This is a genomic window from Pseudomonas sp. 34 E 7 (assembly GCF_900005715.1).
Taxonomy (GTDB): Bacteria; Pseudomonadota; Gammaproteobacteria; order Pseudomonadales; family Pseudomonadaceae; genus Aquipseudomonas; species Aquipseudomonas orientalis_A.
The window spans coordinates 62,891-80,869 of record NZ_CVTX01000149.1 but is presented as its reverse complement, the minus strand read 5'-3'; the positions used below and the strand labels follow the sequence as shown (position 1 = coordinate 80,869).

General features: G+C 60.8%; 16 protein-coding genes. 4 read left to right on the top strand and 12 right to left on the bottom strand.

The annotated features are described in order from the left end of the window. Window positions 1-162 precede the first annotated feature (162 nt). Window positions 163-474 carry a hypothetical protein gene (locus BFP96_RS16905; RefSeq protein ID WP_065891518.1) on the top strand — a complete coding sequence of 104 codons (312 nt, stop codon included), beginning with the start codon at window positions 163-165 and terminating at the stop codon, window positions 472-474. A 142-nt stretch (window positions 475-616) separates the two neighbouring features. On the opposite strand, the gene guaA is transcribed toward BFP96_RS16905, so the two are convergent. From guaA to BFP96_RS16885, 4 genes are all read right to left on the bottom strand, one after another. Further along, window positions 617-2,194 (bottom strand): glutamine-hydrolyzing GMP synthase, encoded by a 1,578-nt coding sequence (gene guaA, locus BFP96_RS16900; protein WP_065887494.1) that lies wholly within the window; start codon window positions 2,192-2,194, stop codon window positions 617-619. A gap of 81 nt (window positions 2,195-2,275) precedes the next feature. Further along, complete coding sequence (guaB, locus tag BFP96_RS16895) at window positions 2,276-3,745, bottom strand: IMP dehydrogenase (RefSeq protein ID WP_015885726.1); 1,470 nt, start codon at window positions 3,743-3,745, stop codon at window positions 2,276-2,278. A gap of 242 nt (window positions 3,746-3,987) precedes the next feature. Next, window positions 3,988-4,536, bottom strand: coding sequence for a sugar ABC transporter ATPase (locus tag BFP96_RS16890; protein ID WP_065891516.1), 549 nt, complete (start codon window positions 4,534-4,536; stop codon window positions 3,988-3,990). A gap of 143 nt (window positions 4,537-4,679) precedes the next feature. Further along, window positions 4,680-5,447 (bottom strand): sulfite exporter TauE/SafE family protein, encoded by a 768-nt coding sequence (locus BFP96_RS16885; protein ID WP_065936628.1) that lies wholly within the window; start codon window positions 5,445-5,447, stop codon window positions 4,680-4,682. A gap of 123 nt (window positions 5,448-5,570) precedes the next feature. Between BFP96_RS16885 and xseA the strand changes: the two genes are divergently transcribed. From xseA to leuA, 3 genes are all read left to right on the top strand, one after another. Beyond that, the gene (gene xseA, locus BFP96_RS16880) at window positions 5,571-6,950 is read left to right on the top strand and encodes an exodeoxyribonuclease VII large subunit (protein WP_065891542.1); all 1,380 of its coding nucleotides are present in this window, start codon (window positions 5,571-5,573) and stop codon (window positions 6,948-6,950) included. Window positions 6,951-6,953: 3 nt separating this feature from the next. After that, the gene (locus BFP96_RS16875; RefSeq protein WP_065891514.1) at window positions 6,954-7,775 is read left to right on the top strand and encodes a M23 family metallopeptidase; all 822 of its coding nucleotides are present in this window, start codon (window positions 6,954-6,956) and stop codon (window positions 7,773-7,775) included. A 320-nt stretch (window positions 7,776-8,095) separates the two neighbouring features. Continuing rightward, window positions 8,096-9,775 carry a 2-isopropylmalate synthase gene (leuA, locus tag BFP96_RS16870; RefSeq protein ID WP_065891513.1) on the top strand — a complete coding sequence of 560 codons (1,680 nt, stop codon included), beginning with the start codon at window positions 8,096-8,098 and terminating at the stop codon, window positions 9,773-9,775. Window positions 9,776-9,942: 167 nt separating this feature from the next. Here leuA and BFP96_RS16865 read toward each other — a convergent pair whose 3' ends face one another. The 8 genes from BFP96_RS16865 to ispG form a co-directional block, all read right to left on the bottom strand. Then, window positions 9,943-10,734: an amidohydrolase gene (locus BFP96_RS16865; protein ID WP_065891512.1), complete on the bottom strand. Its 792-nt coding sequence runs from the start codon at window positions 10,732-10,734 to the stop codon at window positions 9,943-9,945. Beyond that, the gene (locus tag BFP96_RS16860; RefSeq protein WP_065936627.1) at window positions 10,722-11,870 is read right to left on the bottom strand and encodes a pyridoxal phosphate-dependent aminotransferase; all 1,149 of its coding nucleotides are present in this window, start codon (window positions 11,868-11,870) and stop codon (window positions 10,722-10,724) included. The genes BFP96_RS16865 and BFP96_RS16860 overlap by 13 nt, the downstream gene beginning before the upstream one ends. Window positions 11,871-12,005: 135 nt before the next feature. Continuing rightward, a complete protein-coding gene (gene der / locus BFP96_RS16855; RefSeq protein ID WP_057723953.1) occupies window positions 12,006-13,475 on the bottom strand; it encodes a ribosome biogenesis GTPase Der in 1,470 nt (489 codons plus the stop codon). After that, window positions 13,463-13,669, bottom strand: coding sequence for a hypothetical protein (locus BFP96_RS31800; protein ID WP_158254504.1), 207 nt, complete (start codon window positions 13,667-13,669; stop codon window positions 13,463-13,465). The genes der and BFP96_RS31800 overlap by 13 nt, the downstream gene beginning before the upstream one ends. Before the next feature lie 60 nt (window positions 13,670-13,729). Then, window positions 13,730-14,881 carry an outer membrane protein assembly factor BamB gene (bamB, locus tag BFP96_RS16845; protein WP_065887486.1) on the bottom strand — a complete coding sequence of 384 codons (1,152 nt, stop codon included), beginning with the start codon at window positions 14,879-14,881 and terminating at the stop codon, window positions 13,730-13,732. Further along, window positions 14,874-15,515 (bottom strand): YfgM family protein, encoded by a 642-nt coding sequence (locus BFP96_RS16840; RefSeq protein WP_065887485.1) that lies wholly within the window; start codon window positions 15,513-15,515, stop codon window positions 14,874-14,876. The genes bamB and BFP96_RS16840 overlap by 8 nt, the downstream gene beginning before the upstream one ends. Before the next feature lie 41 nt (window positions 15,516-15,556). Continuing rightward, complete coding sequence (gene hisS, locus BFP96_RS16835) at window positions 15,557-16,846, bottom strand: histidine--tRNA ligase (RefSeq protein WP_065895833.1); 1,290 nt, start codon at window positions 16,844-16,846, stop codon at window positions 15,557-15,559. Between the two features lie 23 nt (window positions 16,847-16,869). Then, the gene (gene ispG / locus BFP96_RS16830; protein ID WP_065936626.1) at window positions 16,870-17,979 is read right to left on the bottom strand and encodes a flavodoxin-dependent (E)-4-hydroxy-3-methylbut-2-enyl-diphosphate synthase; all 1,110 of its coding nucleotides are present in this window, start codon (window positions 17,977-17,979) and stop codon (window positions 16,870-16,872) included.

Genomic DNA, 17,979 nt, shown 5'->3' with positions numbered 1-17,979 from the left:
CCCTGCAGATGTCGCTGCCCTCAAATAATTACGAGGACAAACGACTGCATTCCGGCGGCGATAAACAGTGAATAACGACCAGGGCGTGTGCAGGCCTTTCTAGAAAGAGTCAGACGACGGCGTATCATATGCTTTGCGAGTCATACCATCAGGGAAGACGACATGGTTACCAGGAATCTGCTGTTGAGTTTTTGCGCGTTATTATTGATCGGCTGCACGGGTAGAGGCTTTCAACCGCCGCCGCCGGAATTTACCAATTGGAAAAAAAGCGGGGTCTCGCAAGAGGGTGTCAAGCACGCCATGACCGCATGCGGCTATACCAACCTTACAGGGACGGGGGACACGACGCCTATTGACGAGGTACTCACGCAGTTTTATTGCATGAAAGACTCCGGTTTCAAGCGCACAGATAACATTGACCTGTGCAAGGAAGGCCGCATCGGCGAATCACCGGTGTGCGAAGGCCGCCGGTAATCCATCGGCAACAGGACACAAGGGATTTGGCGATGCGCAGAGCTGCCGCAATTTTGCCAGACCCAAAAAGCCAAAAGCCCGCAATTACGCGGGCTCCAGGGCATTTCTTGCTAGATCGTGCCGGACAATGCCGGACGTCCCATCATTCCCACTCAATCGTCGCCGGCGGCTTGCTCGACACGTCGTAAGTAACGCGCGAAATACCTTCGATTTCATTGATGATACGGCCGCTGACCGTTTCCAGCAGTTCGTACGGCAGGTGTGCCCAACGCGCCGTCATGAAGTCGATAGTCTCTACGGCACGCAGTGCAACGACCCACGCGTAACGACGACCATCGCCTACGACGCCTACAGACTTGACCGGCTGGAATACCACGAACGCCTGGCTGACCTTGTGGTACCAATCGGCCTTGCGCAGTTCTTCGATGAAGATGTGGTCGGCGCGGCGCAGCAGGTCGGCGTATTCCTTTTTCACTTCGCCGAGGATGCGCACGCCCAGGCCCGGGCCCGGGAAGGGGTGGCGGTAGACCATGTCGTACGGCAGGCCGAGTTCCAGGCCCAGACGGCGGACTTCGTCCTTGAACAGTTCGCGCAGCGGCTCGACCAGCTTGAGGTTCATTTCCTCAGGCAGGCCACCCACGTTGTGGTGGGACTTGATCACGTGGGCCTTGCCGCTCTTGGCGCCGGCCGACTCGATCACGTCGGGGTAGATGGTGCCCTGGGCGAGGTATTTGATGTTGTCCAGTTTGTTGGACTGGGCATCGAAGACGTCGATGAAGGTGCGGCCGATGATCTTGCGCTTCTTCTCCGGGTCGGACTCGCCGGCCAGGTTGTTGAGGAACTGGTCCTCGGCGTTGGCGCGGATCACCTTGACGCCCATGTTCTCGGCGAACATGGCCATCACCTGCTCGCCTTCGTGCAGGCGCAGCAGGCCGTTGTCGACGAAGACGCAGGTCAACTGGTCGCCGATGGCTTTGTGCAGCAGCGCGGCGACCACGGAGGAGTCGACGCCGCCGGACAGGCCGAGCAACACGTTGTCTGTGCCAACCTGAGCGCGGACGTTGGCGATGGCGTCTTCAGCGATTTTCGACGGGGTCCACAGGGCTTCACACTCGCAGATGTCGAGGATGAAGCGCGACAGGATGCGCCCGCCTTGCTTGGTGTGGGTCACTTCCGGGTGAAACTGCACGCCGTAGTAACGACGCTCGTCGCTGAACATGCCGGCGATCGGGCAGCTCGGGGTGCTGGCCAGGATGTGGAAGTCCTGCGGCATTTTGGTGACTTTGTCACCGTGGCTCATCCACACGTCGAGGCCGAACAGGCCGTCGGCGTCGATGTGGTCTTCGATACCGTCCAGCAGGCGGCTCTTGCCGACCACGTCGACGCGCGCATAACCGAATTCACGCAGCTCGGAACCTTCAACCTTGCCGCCCAGTTGCTCGGCCATGGTCTGCATGCCGTAGCAGATGCCGAACACCGGTACGCCCAGGTCGAAGACCGCTTGCGGGCAGCGCGGGCTGTTGGCTTCGTGCACGGACTCGGGGCCACCGGCGAGGATGACGCCTTTCGGTGCGAATTCGCGGATCGCTTCGTCATCCATGTCGAACGGGTGCAGTTCGCAGTACACGCCGATTTCACGCACGCGGCGAGCGATCAGTTGGGTGTACTGGGAACCGAAGTCGAGGATCAGGATGCGGTGGGCGTGAATGTCGAGGGCCATGAAGTCAGTCTCGTCTAATGAATCAGAAACAACTCGGGGCTGAAAGAACAGCCCCGGTTACTTAACGTTTTGCTGGAAGCCTCAACCTACGCGGTAGTTTGGCGCTTCCTTGGTGATCTGCACGTCGTGGACATGGGATTCAGCCATGCCGGCGCCGGTGATCCGTACGAACTCTGGCTTGGTGCGCATTTCTTCGATGTCGGCGCTGCCGGTGTAGCCCATCGAGGAACGCAGGCCGCCCATCAGTTGATGGATGATCGCGCTCAGGGTGCCTTTGTACGGCACACGGCCTTCGATGCCTTCCGGGACGAGCTTCTCGGCGCCTGCCGAGGAGTCCTGGAAGTAACGGTCGGAAGAACCTTGCGCCTGGGACATGGCGCCCAGCGAACCCATGCCGCGATAAGCCTTGTAGGAGCGGCCCTGGAACAGTTCGATCTCGCCGGGTGCTTCTTCAGTACCGGCAAACATCGAGCCCATCATCACGCAGGAAGCACCGGCCACGATGGCCTTGGACAGGTCACCGGAGAACCGGATGCCGCCGTCGGCGATCAACGGAACGCCGGTGCCTTCAAGGGCAGCGGCGACGTTGGCGATGGCGCTGATTTGCGGCACGCCCACACCGGCAACGATACGCGTGGTGCAGATCGAGCCAGGGCCGATACCGACCTTGACCGCGTCAGCGCCCGCTTCGGCCAGGGCCTTGGCGGCAGCGCCGGTGGCGATGTTGCCGCCGATCACCTGGACGTCAGGGAAGTTCTGCTTGACCCAGCGCACGCGGTCGATCACGCCTTTGGAGTGACCGTGAGCGGTGTCGACCACCACCACGTCAACACCGGCGGCGACCAGCGCCGAAACGCGGTCACCGGTGTCTTTACCGGTGCCGACCGCAGCGCCGACGCGCAGACGACCCTGGTCATCCTTGCTGGCCAGCGGGTAAGCCTTGGCTTTTTCGATGTCGTTGACGGTCATCATGCCTTTGAGGGCGAATTTGTCGTCGACGATCAGCACGCGCTCGATGCGGTGCTTGTGCAGCAGTTCGCGCACATCGTTCTTGTCGGCGCCTTCCTTGACCGTGACCAGGCGCTCTTTAGGCGTCATCACTTCGCGGACGGTGACTTCAAGACGGTTCTCGAAACGCACGTCACGGGAAGTGACGATGCCGACCAGGTCGCCATCGTGCAGCACCGGAACGCCGGAGATGTTGTGCAGGCGGGTCAGTTCGAACAGATCACGTACGGTGGCGTCGGCTTCGATGGTGATGGGATCTTTCACCACACCCGCTTCGTAACGCTTGACCTTGCGCACTTCGGCAGCTTGCTGCTCGATGGTCATGTTCTTGTGGATGATGCCGATGCCGCCTTCCTGAGCCATGGCGATGGCCAGACGGGCTTCGGTGACGGTGTCCATGGCAGCGGAAACCAGGGGAATATTCAGCTCGATGCCACGGGTTAGGCGGGTCTTGAGACTGACTTCGTTAGGGAGCACCTCGGAATAACCGGGCACTAGGAGAATGTCGTCGAATGTCAGAGCTTCTTGGCTGATACGCAGCATCGCGGGGGCTCCCGAGCGGGAAAATGGAAGCGCGCCATTATACTCAGACACCCCTCAGGTCTCAATGTAAAACTCTGACATATTTGGGAATAGTGATAGATGGAAAAATTTCGCCACCCTGATCGTTCCCACGCTCTGCGTGGGAATGCCGCCCCTGGACGCTCTGCGTCCCGCCTTTAATAGTGACGCGGAGCGTCACAGGATGCATTCCCACGCGGAGCGTGGGAACGATCAGGTCGGGGTTAAAGCTCGACCTTGACCCACGCGATCTTCTGATCCAGCCAATCGGCAAACTCATCGATAAAGCTTTGCTTGAACCCCGCCTCCGCCCAATTGTTGAAAATAAATCCCAGGTTGGAAAACCCGCATTCCTGCAGAAACAGAAAGCCATTGATGTCGTCTTCATGCCCACACAGCGGGCAGGTGAAGTTATCGGTGTGGCCGGGCATCCAGTCTTCCAGGCTTTCGAACAGCGCTTCGCCGACTTCCTTCAGGCACTCCGGGCAGCCGGCTTCTTCGAGAAAACCCTTGGCCGGCGTGTAGATGCAGCGCTTGTAGATGATTTCCAGGCCATTGACCGGCTCGTTGAACGGCAGCGCTTGCGGGTGCAGCACCACCGCGCGGGCGCCGTCGGCCAGGGCGTAGGCCATGCGGTTGCCGGTGCGCCCGCAGGTGGTCAGTTCCTCCTTGATGATGTTCTTGCGCACCAGCCAGCGCACGATTGCCCGGGCGCGGGGTTCGTGGACGGGCAAGGTGGAGATTTTCGGGACAAGGATGCTTTGGGAATTCATGGGAGTCCTGCGGTGTGGCTGCTGACGCCATCGGGGGCAATTCCCCTCCCACATTTTGAATTGTGAACACAGCCAACTGTGGGAGGGGGCTTGCCCCCGATGGCGCTCTAAAGGCTGGCAGCTTAATCCCTGCCCCACACAGGTCAAGTACTCAAATACCGTCCAATCAACGCAATCCCACTGGCCAGCACCAACCACGTCACCAACCGCACAAACGCCTCGCGGGACATGCGCATCGTCAGCCTGCGCCCGCACCACAAGCCCAGCGCCATCGCCGGCAACAGGCACAGCGCCAACAGCAGCAGCGGCAAATCGGCATACACCCCGGCAATCAGAAACAGGCTCAGGCGCACCACGGTGCTGCAACTGATCAACGCACTTTGCGTGGCCCGCGCCGCCTCCTTGGACAGACGGCTGTTCAGGTAGATTGCATATAAAAAGCCGCCACTGCCAAACAGCGCGCCAAACAAGCCGCCGACCGTGCCCATGGGAATCGACCAACCCGCCGCCAACTGCGTGGGCCGCGCCTTCACTGCCAGGCTGTAGACCGCGTAGGCACTGATAAACAGCCCCATCAACAACAGCAAAAGATCCGAATGCAGATTGAGCAAAAACACCACACCCAAGGTGCAACCGATGGCCATGCACGGCAGCAGCCGCAGCAATTCCGGCTTGCTGACATCCCGACGTGTCTGCAGCAGGCCACCAAAGGCGGCGACAAAATCCAGCAACACCAACAGCGGAATGATCTTCGACAGCGGCATGAACAGAATAAGCACAGGCCCTGCCACCAGCGCCGTCCCAAAGCCGGCAATACCGAAAACGATATAGGCCACAACGATACCGAGACCGATCACCAGCCACTCAACTGCGCCGAACGACCACTGGCTCATCAGCTCAACCGCACTCATGGGTAATTCCTTGAAAGAGAATGCCGACACTTTAGTCATCCGTGAGCATTGCGCCAGCACGAAGACGCACGCGGGTGGAGCAGTTCTGTCAAACCTGGCACGAATGCCTATAAACTGCCGCCCATGATTAAAGATCCTTTTGCCCGACTGGGCCTGGACCGCGAAGTCCTGACTGTCAGCCAGCTCAACGGCCGCGCGCGGGTGTTGCTGGAAGACGTGTTCACCAATATCTGGGTGGAAGGCGAGATCTCCAACCTCGCCCGCCCGGCTTCGGGCCACGTGTATTTCACCCTCAAGGACAGCGGCGCCCAGGTGCGTTGCGCGCTGTTTCGCAACAACGCCGCGCGGGTACGCCAGGCGTTGAAGGACGGCCTGGCGGTGAAGGTGCGCGGCAAGGTCTCGCTGTTCGAGGGCCGTGGCGACTACCAGTTGATCCTCGACACCGTGGAGCCTGCCGGTGATGGCGCGTTGCGACTGGCCTTCGATGCCTTGAAGGAAAAGCTCAGCGCCGAAGGCCTGTTCAGTGCCGAGCGCAAGGTGCCCTTGCCGGCGCATCCTCGGCGCATCGGCATCATCAGTTCGCCAACCGGCGCGGTGATTCGCGACATCATCAGCGTTTTCCGCCGCCGCGCGCCGAACATCGAATTGACCTTGATCCCGACCGCCGTACAGGGCCGCGAAGCCATCGCACAGATTGTGCGTGCGCTGAAGCTGGCCGACGCACGCGGCTTCGACGCGCTGATCCTGGCCCGTGGCGGCGGCTCGCTGGAAGACCTCTGGTGCTTCAACGAAGAAGCCGTGGCCCGGGCGGTGGACGCCTGCGTCACGCCCATCGTCAGCGCGGTCGGCCATGAAACCGATGTATCGATCAGCGACTTCGTGGCGGACGTGCGCGCCCCTACCCCCTCCGCTGCCGCTGAACTGCTGGCACCGGACGCCAGTCACCTGGTGCGCCAGGTCGAAAACCTGCAGCGCCGCCTGGTGCTGTTGATGCACAACCGCCTGCGCCATGATCGCCTGCGCCTGGAGGGCATGGCCCGACGCCTGCGACACCCTGGCGAACGCCTGCGCCAGCAGGCCCAGCGCCTGGATGACCTGGACATGCGCCTGCGCCGCGCGTTCGAGCGCAGCCTCAATACCCGTCGCGAACGCCTGATTCGCCTGGAAACCCGCCTCGCCGGCCAACATCCGGGGCGTCAACTGGCCTTGCTGCGCCAGCGCCTGGACAGCCTCGCCGAGCGCCTGCCCCGTGCCATGCGCGAAGGCCTCAAGGCACGGCGCCTGCAACTGCAAAGCCAGGTGCAGACGCTGCACGTGGTCAGCCCGCTGGCCACCCTGGGCCGTGGCTACAGCATCCTGCTCGACGAGCGCGGCCAAGCGATTCGCAATGCCGCGCAAACCCACACCGGCCAGCGCCTGACCGCACGCCTCGGTGAAGGCCAACTGCAGGTGCGGGTGGAAGACAACCACCTGACCCCCGTCACCCTTTCGCTACTGGATTGACCGATGCCACGCTTTCTCAGCTTGTTGATGCTCGTTTGCCTGACCTTCAATGCCCACGCCGACAGCTACATCACACGCCTGCTGAACAAGCCGGTGCCCGGTGGCGTCGCTGTCGTGGACCTGGGCACGGCGGCGGCCGCACCCAAGGCCACCTACCTGAACAGACCGGTGCTGGTGGTGAAGGAACAAAACACCTGGCTGGCGATTGTGGGTATCCCGTTGACGGTCAAGCCGGGCACCGAACGCATCACCAGTGGCGGGCGCCAACTGCCGTTCGTGGTGGGCTTCAAGAAATACCCCGAGCAACGCATCACCTTGAAGAACAAGAGCCAGGTCAACCCGGAACCGGCGCAACTCAAGCGCATCGAGGGCGAACTGGCCGTGCAGCTCAAGGCCTACCGCAGTTTCAGCCCGAACACACCGAGCAACCTGCTGCTGGACAAGCCGGTCAACGGGCCGCTGTCGAGCAAGTTCGGGGTAAGACGTTTCTTCAATGGCGAGGAGCGCAATCCCCATTCGGGCCTGGACTTTGCCGTGGGCGCGGGCACACCGATCAAGACGCCGGCGGCGGGCAAGGTGATCCTGACCGGTAACTACTTCTTCAACGGCAACACCGTGTTCGTCGACCATGGCCAGGGCTTTATCAGCATGTTCTGCCATATGTCGAAGATTGACGTGAACGTCGGTGACCAACTGGCGCGCGGCGCGGTCGTGGGCAAGGTCGGCTCGACCGGCCGGGCAACCGGGCCGCATATGCACTGGAACGTCAGCCTGAACGATGCGCGGGTCGACCCGGCGATCTTCATCGGCGCTTTCCAACCCTGATCATTCGATTGCGCACCCGATAAAGGTCGCGCAATTAAATTCAGATATAGTTGTTTATCCAGCCATAAAATCGCTATTCCTACGCAAATAGCAGAACTTATCTCAATTTTTTTCGACTGCTTGCCATCTTTCACCCCGGCGGTTAGGGTTGGGCTTATGAAAACCTCTCACACCCTCATTCAGCGCCGCCAGCACCGCAGTCTGTGCCTCGTCAGCGCACGACTGCCAGGCTGAATCGATCTGTCTCGCCCAAGCGTCGTCCCCAATAATAGTGATTCGGCAGGCCGCCTCTTCTCGGCCCTACAACAAAGGATTTTGCGATGAGCATGCTCAAAGACCCGTCTTCGAAGTACCGCGCGTTCCCGACCATCGATATCCCGGACCGCACCTGGCCGTCGAAAACCATCACCAGCGCGCCGATCTGGTGCAGCTCCGACCTGCGTGATGGCAACCAGTCGCTGATCGAACCGATGGACGCGGCGAAAAAGCTGCGTTTCTGGAAGACTCTGGTTGCCGTGGGTGTGAAGGAAATCGAAGCCTCCTTCCCGGCCGCATCGCAAACCGATTTTGATTTCGTGCGCACCCTGATCGAAGACAACCACATCCCCGAGGACACCACCATCCAGGTGCTGACCCAGGGCCGTGAAGACTTGATCGCGCGCACCTTCGAATCCCTGCGCGGCGCCAAAAAGGCCATCGTGCATTTGTACAATGCCACGTCGCCGTCGTTCCGCCGCATTGTGTTCAACCAGGACAAGGACGGCATCAAGGCCATCGCGGTCAACGCCGCCAAGCTGTTCGTCAAATACGCCGCGCAGCAGCCCGAGACCCAGTGGACCTTCGAATATTCGCCGGAAACCTTCAGCGCCACGGAGCTGGAGTTTGCCAAGGAAGTCTGTGACGCAGTGATCGAGGTGTGGAACCCGACGCCCGAGCACAAGATGATCCTCAACCTGCCGGCCACCGTGGAATGTGCCACGCCGAATATCTACGCCGACCAGATCGAGTGGTTCGGTCGCCACATCAACCGCCGTGACAGCGTCATCATCAGCCTGCACACCCACAACGACCGTGGCACCGGCGTGGCCGCCACCGAACTGGGCCTGATGGCCGGCGCCGACCGTGTCGAAGGCTGCCTGTTCGGCAACGGCGAGCGCACCGGTAACGTCGACCTGGTCACCGTGGCACTGAACATGTACACCCAGGGCCTCGACCCACAACTGGACTTCTCCGACATCGACGGCGTGCGCAAAGTCGTCGAGGAGTGCAACCAGATCCAGGTGCACCCGCGTCATCCGTATGTCGGCGACCTGGTGCATACCGCGTTCTCCGGCTCGCACCAGGACGCGATCCGCAAGGGCTTCTCCCAGCAGAAAGACGATGCACTGTGGGAAGTGCCGTACCTGCCGATCGACCCGGCCGACATCGGTCGCAGCTACGAGGCAGTGATCCGGGTGAACAGCCAGTCGGGCAAGGGCGGCATCGCCTACCTGCTGGAACAGGAATACGACATCAGCTTGCCGCGCCGCATGCAGATCGAATTCAGCCAAGTGGTACAGGCCGAGACCGACCGCGTGGGCCTGGAGATGACCGCACCGCAGATCTACGCGTTGCTGCAGCGTGAATACCTGCAAGCCAACACTCCGTATGCGCTGGTCAGCCACCGCCTGCAGGAAGAAAACGGCAACAGCTATGTGGAAGTGGAAGTCTCCGGCAAGGGCCAGGGCGAAACCAACCTGCACTGGAAAGGCAAAGGCAACGGCGCATTGGAAGCACTGGTGGCCGGCTTGCCGATCGGTGTGGAGATCATGGATTACAACGAACACGCGATTGGCGCGGGCACCAACGCCAAGGCGGCGGCCTACATCGAACTGCGCGTGAACGGCGAGCGTCCGGTGCATGGCGTGGGGATTGATGAAAACATCACCACGGCAAGCTTCAAGGCGCTGTTCAGTGCGCTGAACCGCTCGTTGAGCCAGCAGGAAGCGAAGGCGGCGTAAGCGTTATCGGCGCCATGCAAAAGGCCCCTGGGTAAGAATCCAGGGGCCTTTTTGCTTTGGGTTAGGGTGGTGCTGCTGATGGCCTCATCGGGGGCAAGCCCCCTCCCACTTTTTGACTTGTGAATACCTTCAAATGTGGGAGGGGGCTTGCCCCCGATAGCGGCCTGTCAGACAAACTGAAAACTATCGGCATCCAGATTCGCCGGGAATTTGGTGCGATACGCCGCCAACTCCGCTGCATCCAGAATCACCTGGAATACCCCATCCGCCTCCCCCGCGCTCAGCAATGTCTCGCCCTGGAAGTCCAGCACCTGGCTATCGCCGGTGTAGGCAAAGCCCTTGCCGTCCGTGCCGACTCGATTCACCGCCGCCACATAACACAAATTCTCGATGGCCCGGGCCGGCAACAAGCGGTTCCAGTGCTGGCGCCGCGCACCCGGCCAGTTGGCGGTGTACAGCAGCAAGTCGGTGTCCTGGGCATCGCGACTCCACACCGGGAAGCGCAGGTCGTAGCAAATCAGCGGGCGGATACGCCAGCCCTTCAACTCGAACTGCACCTGGCGCTCGCCGGGCGTGTAGTGGTCGTGTTCGCCGGCCATGCGGAACAGGTGGCGTTTATCGTAATGCAACACTTCACCGTCGGGGCGCGCCCAGAGCAGGCGGTTACGGTGGCTGCCGTCGGCCGCCTGGATAATCACGCTGCCGGTGATCACGGCGTTGTATTTCGCCGCTTGGGTTTGAAGCCAGCGCTGAGTCGGGCCGTTTTCCCGCTCGGCCAGGGCGGCCGATTCCATGGAGAAACCCGTGGTGAACATCTCCGGCAATACCATCAGGTCGGCGCCGTTGGCTTGCTCCAGCAGCAGCTCGAAATGCTCAAGATTGGCCTGGCGGTCGTGCCAGGCCAGGGTGGTCTGGATCAGGGCAATGTTCAGATTCGGCAAGGCACTCAAATCACGCATAGTTTTTCCGCCGCTTGTTGCAGCGTCTCCTCGCGTTTAGCAAAGCACAGGCGCACCAGGCGCTGGCCTTGGGGTGGGTCGCGGTAAAACACCGAGATCGGAATCGACGCCACGCCGTGTTCGCGCGTCATCCATTCGGACATGGCGACATCATCCAGATCCGGGCGGATCCGGGAATAATCCACCAATTGAAAGTAAGTCCCCGCCGATGGGCTGAAGCTGAACCGCGACGGCGCCAGCAACTGGCAGAACAGATCGCGCTTGGCTTGATAGAACGCCGGCAGCGCATCCACGTGCTCCGGGTGCTCAGCCATGAAATCGGCCAGCGCGTACTGCAACGGCGTCACGCCACAGAAGCTGACGTATTGATGCACTTTGCGCAGCTCGGCAGTGAGGGCCGGCGGTGCAACCACATAGCCGGTCTTCCAGCCCGTGACGTGATACGTCTTGCCGAACGAGCTGACCACAAACGCACGCGAGTACAGCTCCTCATGGGCGAGCACGCTGACGTGGGGCACATCGTCGAACACCAGGTGTTCGTACACTTCATCGCTGAGCAAATAGATATCACGGCCGCGAATCAGCTCGGCCAACTGGTCCAGTTCCGCACGGCTGACCAGCGCGCCACTGGGGTTGTGCGGGGTATTGAGCACAATCATGCGCGTGCGCGGCGACAGCGCGGCCTTGATACGCTCCAGATCCAGGCTGAAATCCTGCAAGCCCAACTGCAGATGCACGCAGCGCCCGCCGGCCAGCTCTACCGAAGGTGCGTAGCTGTCGTAGCAAGGGTCGAAGATGATCACTTCGTCGCCGTTGCGGATGACCGCCTGGATCGCGCAGAAAATGCCTTGGGTGGCGCCGGGCGTGATGGTGACTTCACGGTCGGCATCGACGCTGACAGCGTAGCTGCGGGCGATTTTTGCCGCCACCTGCTGACGCAGCGCGGGCAAGCCGCTCATCGGTGCGTATTGGTTATGGCCGCTGGCGACGTGCCGACCCACGGCGTCGAGCAAATCCTGAGGGCCGTTGAAGTCGGGAAAACCCTGGGACAGGTTGATTGCGCCGGTGTCGGCCGCCAACTGCGACATGCTGGTGAAAATGGTCGTGCCGACGTTCGGCAGCTTGCTGGTGATCATGGGAGCCCCCTTCGGGTGAGCTGCAAGTTTTAAGCTGCAAGCTGCAAGCGGGTCAAGGGGCAAACCGCCGCGCACAAAAAAGGGCGCCAACGGCGCCCTCTCTTGCAGCTTGCAGCTTACAACGTGACGCTGCGGTTATTTCTTGTCGCGGCGCTTCTTGTCGGCCTTCTTGTGGTGAGTCATCAAACGACGCTTCTTGTTCACCTGACGGTCGGTCAATGTGTTCTTGTTGCCTTCGTATGGGTTCTCGCCACCCTTGAACTCGATACGGATCGGCGTGCCGACCAGCTTCAAGACACGGCGATAGGTGTTTTCCAGGTAACGCACATAGGACTTGGGCACCTTCTCGATCTGGTTACCGTGAATCACGATAATCGGCGGGTTGGCACCACCCAGGTGGGCGTAACGCAGTTTGATGCGGCGGTTGTTGACCATCGGCGGCGCGTGCTCGCCCACCGCGTCTTCCAGGATCTGGGTAAGGCGGTTGGTCGGCCAGCGCGTGACCGCAGACTTGAACGAGTTCTGTACCGAGGCGTAGAGGTTGCCCACGCCGGTGCCGTGCAGGGCCGAGATAAAGTGGATATCGGCAAACTCAACGAAGAACAGGCGACGCTGCAGCTCGATCTTGACGAAATCGCGCTCGCTCGGCGTCATGCCGTCCCACTTGTTGATCGCGATCACCAGGGCGCGACCGGCTTCCAGGGCAAAGCCCAGCAGGTTCAGGTCGTGGTCCACCACGCCTTCGCGAGCGTCCATCACAAAGATCACCACGTTGGCGTCTTTGATCGCTTGCAGGGTTTTGACCACGGAGAATTTTTCAACTTCTTCGTGGATCTTGCCACGCTTGCGCACACCGGCGGTGTCGATCAGCGTGTACTTTTCTTCGTTGCGCTCGAACGGGATGTAGATGCTGTCGCGGGTGGTGCCGGGTTCGTCATAGACGATTACCCGGTCTTCACCGAGCATGCGGTTGACCAGGGTCGACTTGCCGACGTTAGGGCGGCCGATGATGGCGATCTTGATACCGTCTTTTTCGCTCGGGCCAGGAATGCGCTTGGCTTCCTCGCCTTCGGCGACGATCTCCTCCTCACCCTCTTCTTCCTCATCGTCATCCTTGGGAAAGGTGCTGAGGGCAATTTCGAGCATCTGCGTGATGCCGCGACCGTGGGCGCCGGCAACCGGGATCGCGTCGCCCAGGCCCATCGGGCTGAATTCGGCGCGGGCCGCTTCAGGATCGATGTTATCGATCTTGTTCGCAACCAGATAGGAGCGCTTGTTGCGCTTGCGCAGGTGCTCGCCAATCATCTGGTCGGCAGCGGTGTAGCCCGCGCGGGCGTCCACCAGGAACAACACGACATCGGCTTCTTCAATGGCCAGCAGCGACTGCTCGGCCATTTTTTCGTCCATGCCATGTTCGTCACCGGAGATACCACCGGTGTCGACAATAATGTAGGAGCGCCCTTGCCACTTTGCCTCACCGTATTGGCGATCACGGGTCAGACCGGACAAGTCGCCGACGATGGCGTCGCGAGTCCTGGTCAGGCGGTTGAACAAGGTGGACTTGCCGACGTTAGGTCGGCCCACCAGGGCGATTACGGGAACCATGCGGCTCTCCACTTCGTTATTTCAGAAAATACAAAAGCCGCTGCAGGGCAGCGGCTGGTGCTCGGGGCGGCATTTGAATGCCACATGCCCTGCTCGACACTGAATACTGCAGGAGCGAGCTTGCTCGCGAAAAACCAGAGGACGCCGCGTTTATCCAGAAAACCCGCGTTAGCGTTGACGTCCTTCGCGAGCAAGCTCGCTCCTACAAACAGCATTGAGGCAAGGCCGCCTGGGGGTTACCCCAAGCATGATTCTTACTTGATGGTCAGGGCTTCCAGCTTGCCGCTGTTGCCATACACATACAGCATGTTACCCACCACCAGCGGACGCGCACGCAGGCCGTCGCTGTCGATACGCTCGCGACCCACGAAGCGACCGTCCACCTGGCTCAGCAGGTGCAGGTAGCCTTCGAAGTCACCGACCGCTACGTAGCTGGAGAAGACTTCCGGCGCCGACAGTTGGCGGCGAGCCAGGGAGTCGTTGCTCCACAGCGCAGTGGTGGAACGCTCGTCGACACTTTCAACGGTGCCGGACGCCAGGCTTACGTAGACGCTGCCAAACCCTTGGGCGACACCGGCGTAGCTGGACGCATCACGCTGCCAGTTGACCCGGCCGCTCTGCAGGTCCAGTGCCGCGACACGGCCCTGGTAAGTAGCGACGTAGAGGGTCTCGCCGGACAGCAACAAGCCACCGTCGATGTCCACGACGCGATCCAACTCGGAACGACCTTGCGGGATAGCCACACGGGTTTCCCAGGCCGGCACGCCGTTCTGGGTATTCAGGGCCACCACTTTACCGGTGGACAGCCCGGCAACGGCCAGATTGTTGGTCACAATCGGACCACTGGTACCGCGCAGGGTCAACACCGCCGGGGTGCTGTCGTACAACCAGCGCTGTTCGCCGGTGCTGGCGTCCAGACCGATCACGCGATCATCCTGGGTCTGCACCACGACGATATCGCCGTTGGTGGCAGGCGGTGCGAGCACTTCACTGGTCACGCGGGCGCGCCATTTCTCTTCACCGGTGCTGGAGTCCAGCGCCACGACTTCGCCTTTGAGCGTGCCGAGCATGACCATGCCGTAACCCACGCCAACGGCGCCGGAGACAGGCAGTTCAAGGTCTTTCTTCCACTTCACGTCGCCGGTCATGCGATCCAGGGAGGTCACGATGCCGGTTACATCAGCGGCCACAATGTTGTCACCGTCGATTGCCGGTACCAGCATGTTGTAGGTTTCGCCCTGACCGTCACCGATGGAGCGGCTCCACTGCTTTTGCAGGACCACTTCTTCCTTGAAGCTGGTCAGCTCCGCAGGCGGCAGTTCTTTTTTACTGTTGCTGCTGCAACCCGCGGCCAGAACGGCCAGAGCCAGCAATGCTGCATGTTTCCAACGGATCACGTCACGCATCCCCTTTGGCCAAGTCGTCCAGCTTGATTTGTAAGCCACCGACCGCCGCTTCATCAGACAGCGCCGCCTTGGCTTTTTGGTACGCAGCATTGGCTTCGTCGGTACGACCCAATTGGACCAACAGGTCGCCCTTGAGCTCTTCGCGAGTGGCTACAAATGCCTTGTCAGCATCGCCGTCGAGCAGTTTGAGTGCTTCGTCAGCCTTGTTCTGTGCCGCCAATACCTGTGCCAGGCGTTGACGTGCGATTTCACCCAGAGTCGGGTTGGTCGGTTTGTCGGCGATGGCCTTGAGCTCAGTGGCTGCCTCATCCAGCTTGCCGGTGTCGACCGCGACTTTCGCGACGAACAGGCTACCGTACTGGGCGTAGGTGGTACCGCCAAACTCGTTCTTCAGCTTACCGGCCAGGTCTGCCACTCGTGCAGGGTCCGGCTTGCCGTCCGGCGTCAGGGTGGTTTCCAGCAATTGCTGGTAAACGATCGAGGCGCCCTGGGACTGGTTGGCCTGATATTTGGTCCAGGCTTGCCAGCCGAACACCACCACTAAAGCCAGCAGACCGCCAGTTACCAGGGGCTTGCCGTTACGCTGCCACCAGTCCTTGAAGTCGGCCAGTTGCTCATCATCAGTACTCGACACCCCAATACTCCTTAATCGCTAAATTCGGCTGTTCGACAGCTTCAACCCTGCACGACGCAGGTGGCCAGGTGCGCAGCGAGCGCATCAAAGGCAATGTTCTGTTGTTCGCCCTGGCCACGCAGGGGTTTGAAACCTACCACTTGCTGGGCCAACTCGTCATCGCCGAGGATCAGCGCATACAACGCGCCGCTCTTGTCAGCCTTCTTGAACTGGCTCTTGAAGCTACCGGCGCCGGCATTGATTTGCAGACGCAGGTTCGGCAGTTGGTCGCGCACCTGTTCGCTCAAGGCCAGGGCAGCCAGTTCGGCAGCCTCGCCAAAAGCGCAAAGATACACGTCCACCTGGCGGGAAATCTCTTGTGGCACTTGCTCAAGGGTCTCGAGCAACAGGATCAGCCGCTCGATGCCCATGGCGAAACCTACGCCCGTGGTCGGCTTGCCACCCATTTGCTCGACCAGGCCGTCGTAACGACCACCGGCACACACAGTGCCCTGGGCGCCGAGTTTGTCGGTGACCCACTCGAACACGGTCTTGCTGTAGTAATCGAGGCCGCGCACCAGCTTGGGGTTGATCACATAGGGAATACCCGCCGCATCCAGGCGAGCCTTGAGGCCCTCGAAGTGCGTGCGCGATTCGTCGTCCAGGTAGTCGGCCATTTTCGGCGCGCCGACCAGTACGGCCTGGGTGTCGGCGTTCTTGGTATCAAGCACGCGCAACGGGTTGGTCTTCAGGCGGCGCTGGCTGTCTTCGTCCAGCTTGTCCAGGTGGGCAGACAGGTACTCGACCAGGGCTTCGCGATAGCGTCCGCGGGACTCACTGGTGCCCAGGCTGTTGAGTTCGAGCTTGACCGCGTCGCGGATGCCCAACTGGCCCCACAGGCGCCAGGTCAGGACGATCAGCTCGGCATCGATGTCCGGACCGTCCAGGTTGAAGACTTCGCAACCGATCTGGTGAAACTGGCGATAGCGACCTTTCTGCGGACGCTCGTGGCGGAACATCGGGCCGATGTACCACAGTTTCTGGGTCTGGCCGCCACCGGTGATGCCATGCTCCAGCACAGCGCGAACGCAGGCCGCAGTGCCTTCCGGACGCAGGGTCAGGGAGTCGCCGTTACGGTCTTCGAAGGTGTACATCTCTTTTTCGACGATGTCGGTCACTTCACCGATGGAGCGCTTGAACAGCTCGGTGAACTCGACGATCGGCATACGGATCTGCTTGTAACCGTAGTTATCCAGCAGACGCGCGACCGTGCTCTCGAAATAGCGCCACAGTGGCGTCTGCTCCGGCAGGATGTCGTTCATGCCACGAATGGCTTGCAGAGACTTGCTCACATCAAATCCTTAAATTCGTTCAATCAGCCGCGAGCGATCAGCGCTGCGTCAGCGGCGACCTTCTCGGCCGCTTTCTCGCGGATCAGCTTTTCCAGCTCATCCACCAGATTGTCATTCGTCAATTTCTGCGACGGTTTGCCGTCAATGTAAATCAGGTTCGGTGTACCGCCGGTCAAGCCCACGTGTGCCTCCTTGGCCTCGCCCGGTCCGTTGACCACGCAACCGATCACCGCGACATCCAGCGGCACCAGCAGGTCTTCGAGACGCAACTCCAGGTCGTTCATGGTTTTCACCACGTCGAAGTTCTGCCGCGAGCAGCTCGGGCAGGCAATGAAGTTGATGCCACGGGAACGCAAACGCAGGGATTTGAGAATGTCGTAGCCGACCTTCACTTCCTCTACGGGGTCTGCCGCCAGGGAGATGCGGATAGTATCGCCAATCCCTTCGGCGAGCAGCATACCGAGACCCACCGCAGATTTCACTGTGCCTGAGCGTAAACCGCCCGCTTCAGTGATGCCCAGGTGCAGCGGCTGCACGATTTCCTTGGCCAGCAGGCGGTAGGCTTCTACGGCCATGAACACGTCGGAAGCCTTTACGCTGACCTTGAATTCCTGGAAATTCAGGCGCTCCAGGTGTTCAACGTGGCGCAATGCCGACTCCACCAGCGCCGCCGGGGTAGGCTCGCCGTATTTCTTTTGCAGGTCTTTTTCCAGCGAACCGGCGTTGACCCCGATGCGGATGGGAATACCACGATCACGGGCCGCATCGACCACGGCGCGCACACGGTCTTCACGACCGATGTTGCCCGGGTTGATCCGCAGGCAGTCCACACCCAGCTCGGCTACGCGCAGCGCGATCTTGTAGTCGAAGTGGATGTCGGCAACCAGCGGCACCTTGACCAATTGCTTGATACGGCCGAAGGCTTCGGCAGCGTCCATATCCGGTACGGACACCCGCACGATGTCCACGCCGGCCGCTTCCAGACGATTGATCTGGGCGACGGTGGCAGCCACGTCATTGGTGTCGCTGTTGGTCATGCTCTGCACCGCGATGGGGGCATCGCCGCCCACCGGCACCGAGCCGACCCAGATCTTGCGCGATACGCGACGTTTGATTGGAGATTCGCCGTGCAT

What these genes read in the sequence shown, in the direction of transcription:
- BFP96_RS16905 (WP_065891518.1), top strand. Translation starts at nt 163, where the DNA reads ATGGTTACCAGGAATCTGCTGTTGAGTTTTTGCGCGTTATTATTGATC.
- guaA (WP_065887494.1), bottom strand. Translation starts at nt 2,194, where the DNA reads ATGGCCCTCGACATTCACGCCCACCGCATCCTGATCCTCGACTTCGGT.
- guaB (WP_015885726.1), bottom strand. Translation starts at nt 3,745, where the DNA reads ATGCTGCGTATCAGCCAAGAAGCTCTGACATTCGACGACATTCTCCTA.
- BFP96_RS16890 (WP_065891516.1), bottom strand. Translation starts at nt 4,536, where the DNA reads ATGAATTCCCAAAGCATCCTTGTCCCGAAAATCTCCACCTTGCCCGTC.
- BFP96_RS16885 (WP_065936628.1), bottom strand. Translation starts at nt 5,447, where the DNA reads ATGAGTGCGGTTGAGCTGATGAGCCAGTGGTCGTTCGGCGCAGTTGAG.
- xseA (WP_065891542.1), top strand. Translation starts at nt 5,571, where the DNA reads ATGATTAAAGATCCTTTTGCCCGACTGGGCCTGGACCGCGAAGTCCTG.
- BFP96_RS16875 (WP_065891514.1), top strand. Translation starts at nt 6,954, where the DNA reads ATGCCACGCTTTCTCAGCTTGTTGATGCTCGTTTGCCTGACCTTCAAT.
- leuA (WP_065891513.1), top strand. Translation starts at nt 8,096, where the DNA reads ATGAGCATGCTCAAAGACCCGTCTTCGAAGTACCGCGCGTTCCCGACC.
- BFP96_RS16865 (WP_065891512.1), bottom strand. Translation starts at nt 10,734, where the DNA reads ATGCGTGATTTGAGTGCCTTGCCGAATCTGAACATTGCCCTGATCCAG.
- BFP96_RS16860 (WP_065936627.1), bottom strand. Translation starts at nt 11,870, where the DNA reads ATGATCACCAGCAAGCTGCCGAACGTCGGCACGACCATTTTCACCAGC.
- der (WP_057723953.1), bottom strand. Translation starts at nt 13,475, where the DNA reads ATGGTTCCCGTAATCGCCCTGGTGGGCCGACCTAACGTCGGCAAGTCC.
- bamB (WP_065887486.1), bottom strand. Translation starts at nt 14,881, where the DNA reads ATGCGTGACGTGATCCGTTGGAAACATGCAGCATTGCTGGCTCTGGCC.
- ispG (WP_065936626.1), bottom strand. Translation starts at nt 17,979, where the DNA reads ATGCACGGCGAATCTCCAATCAAACGTCGCGTATCGCGCAAGATCTGG.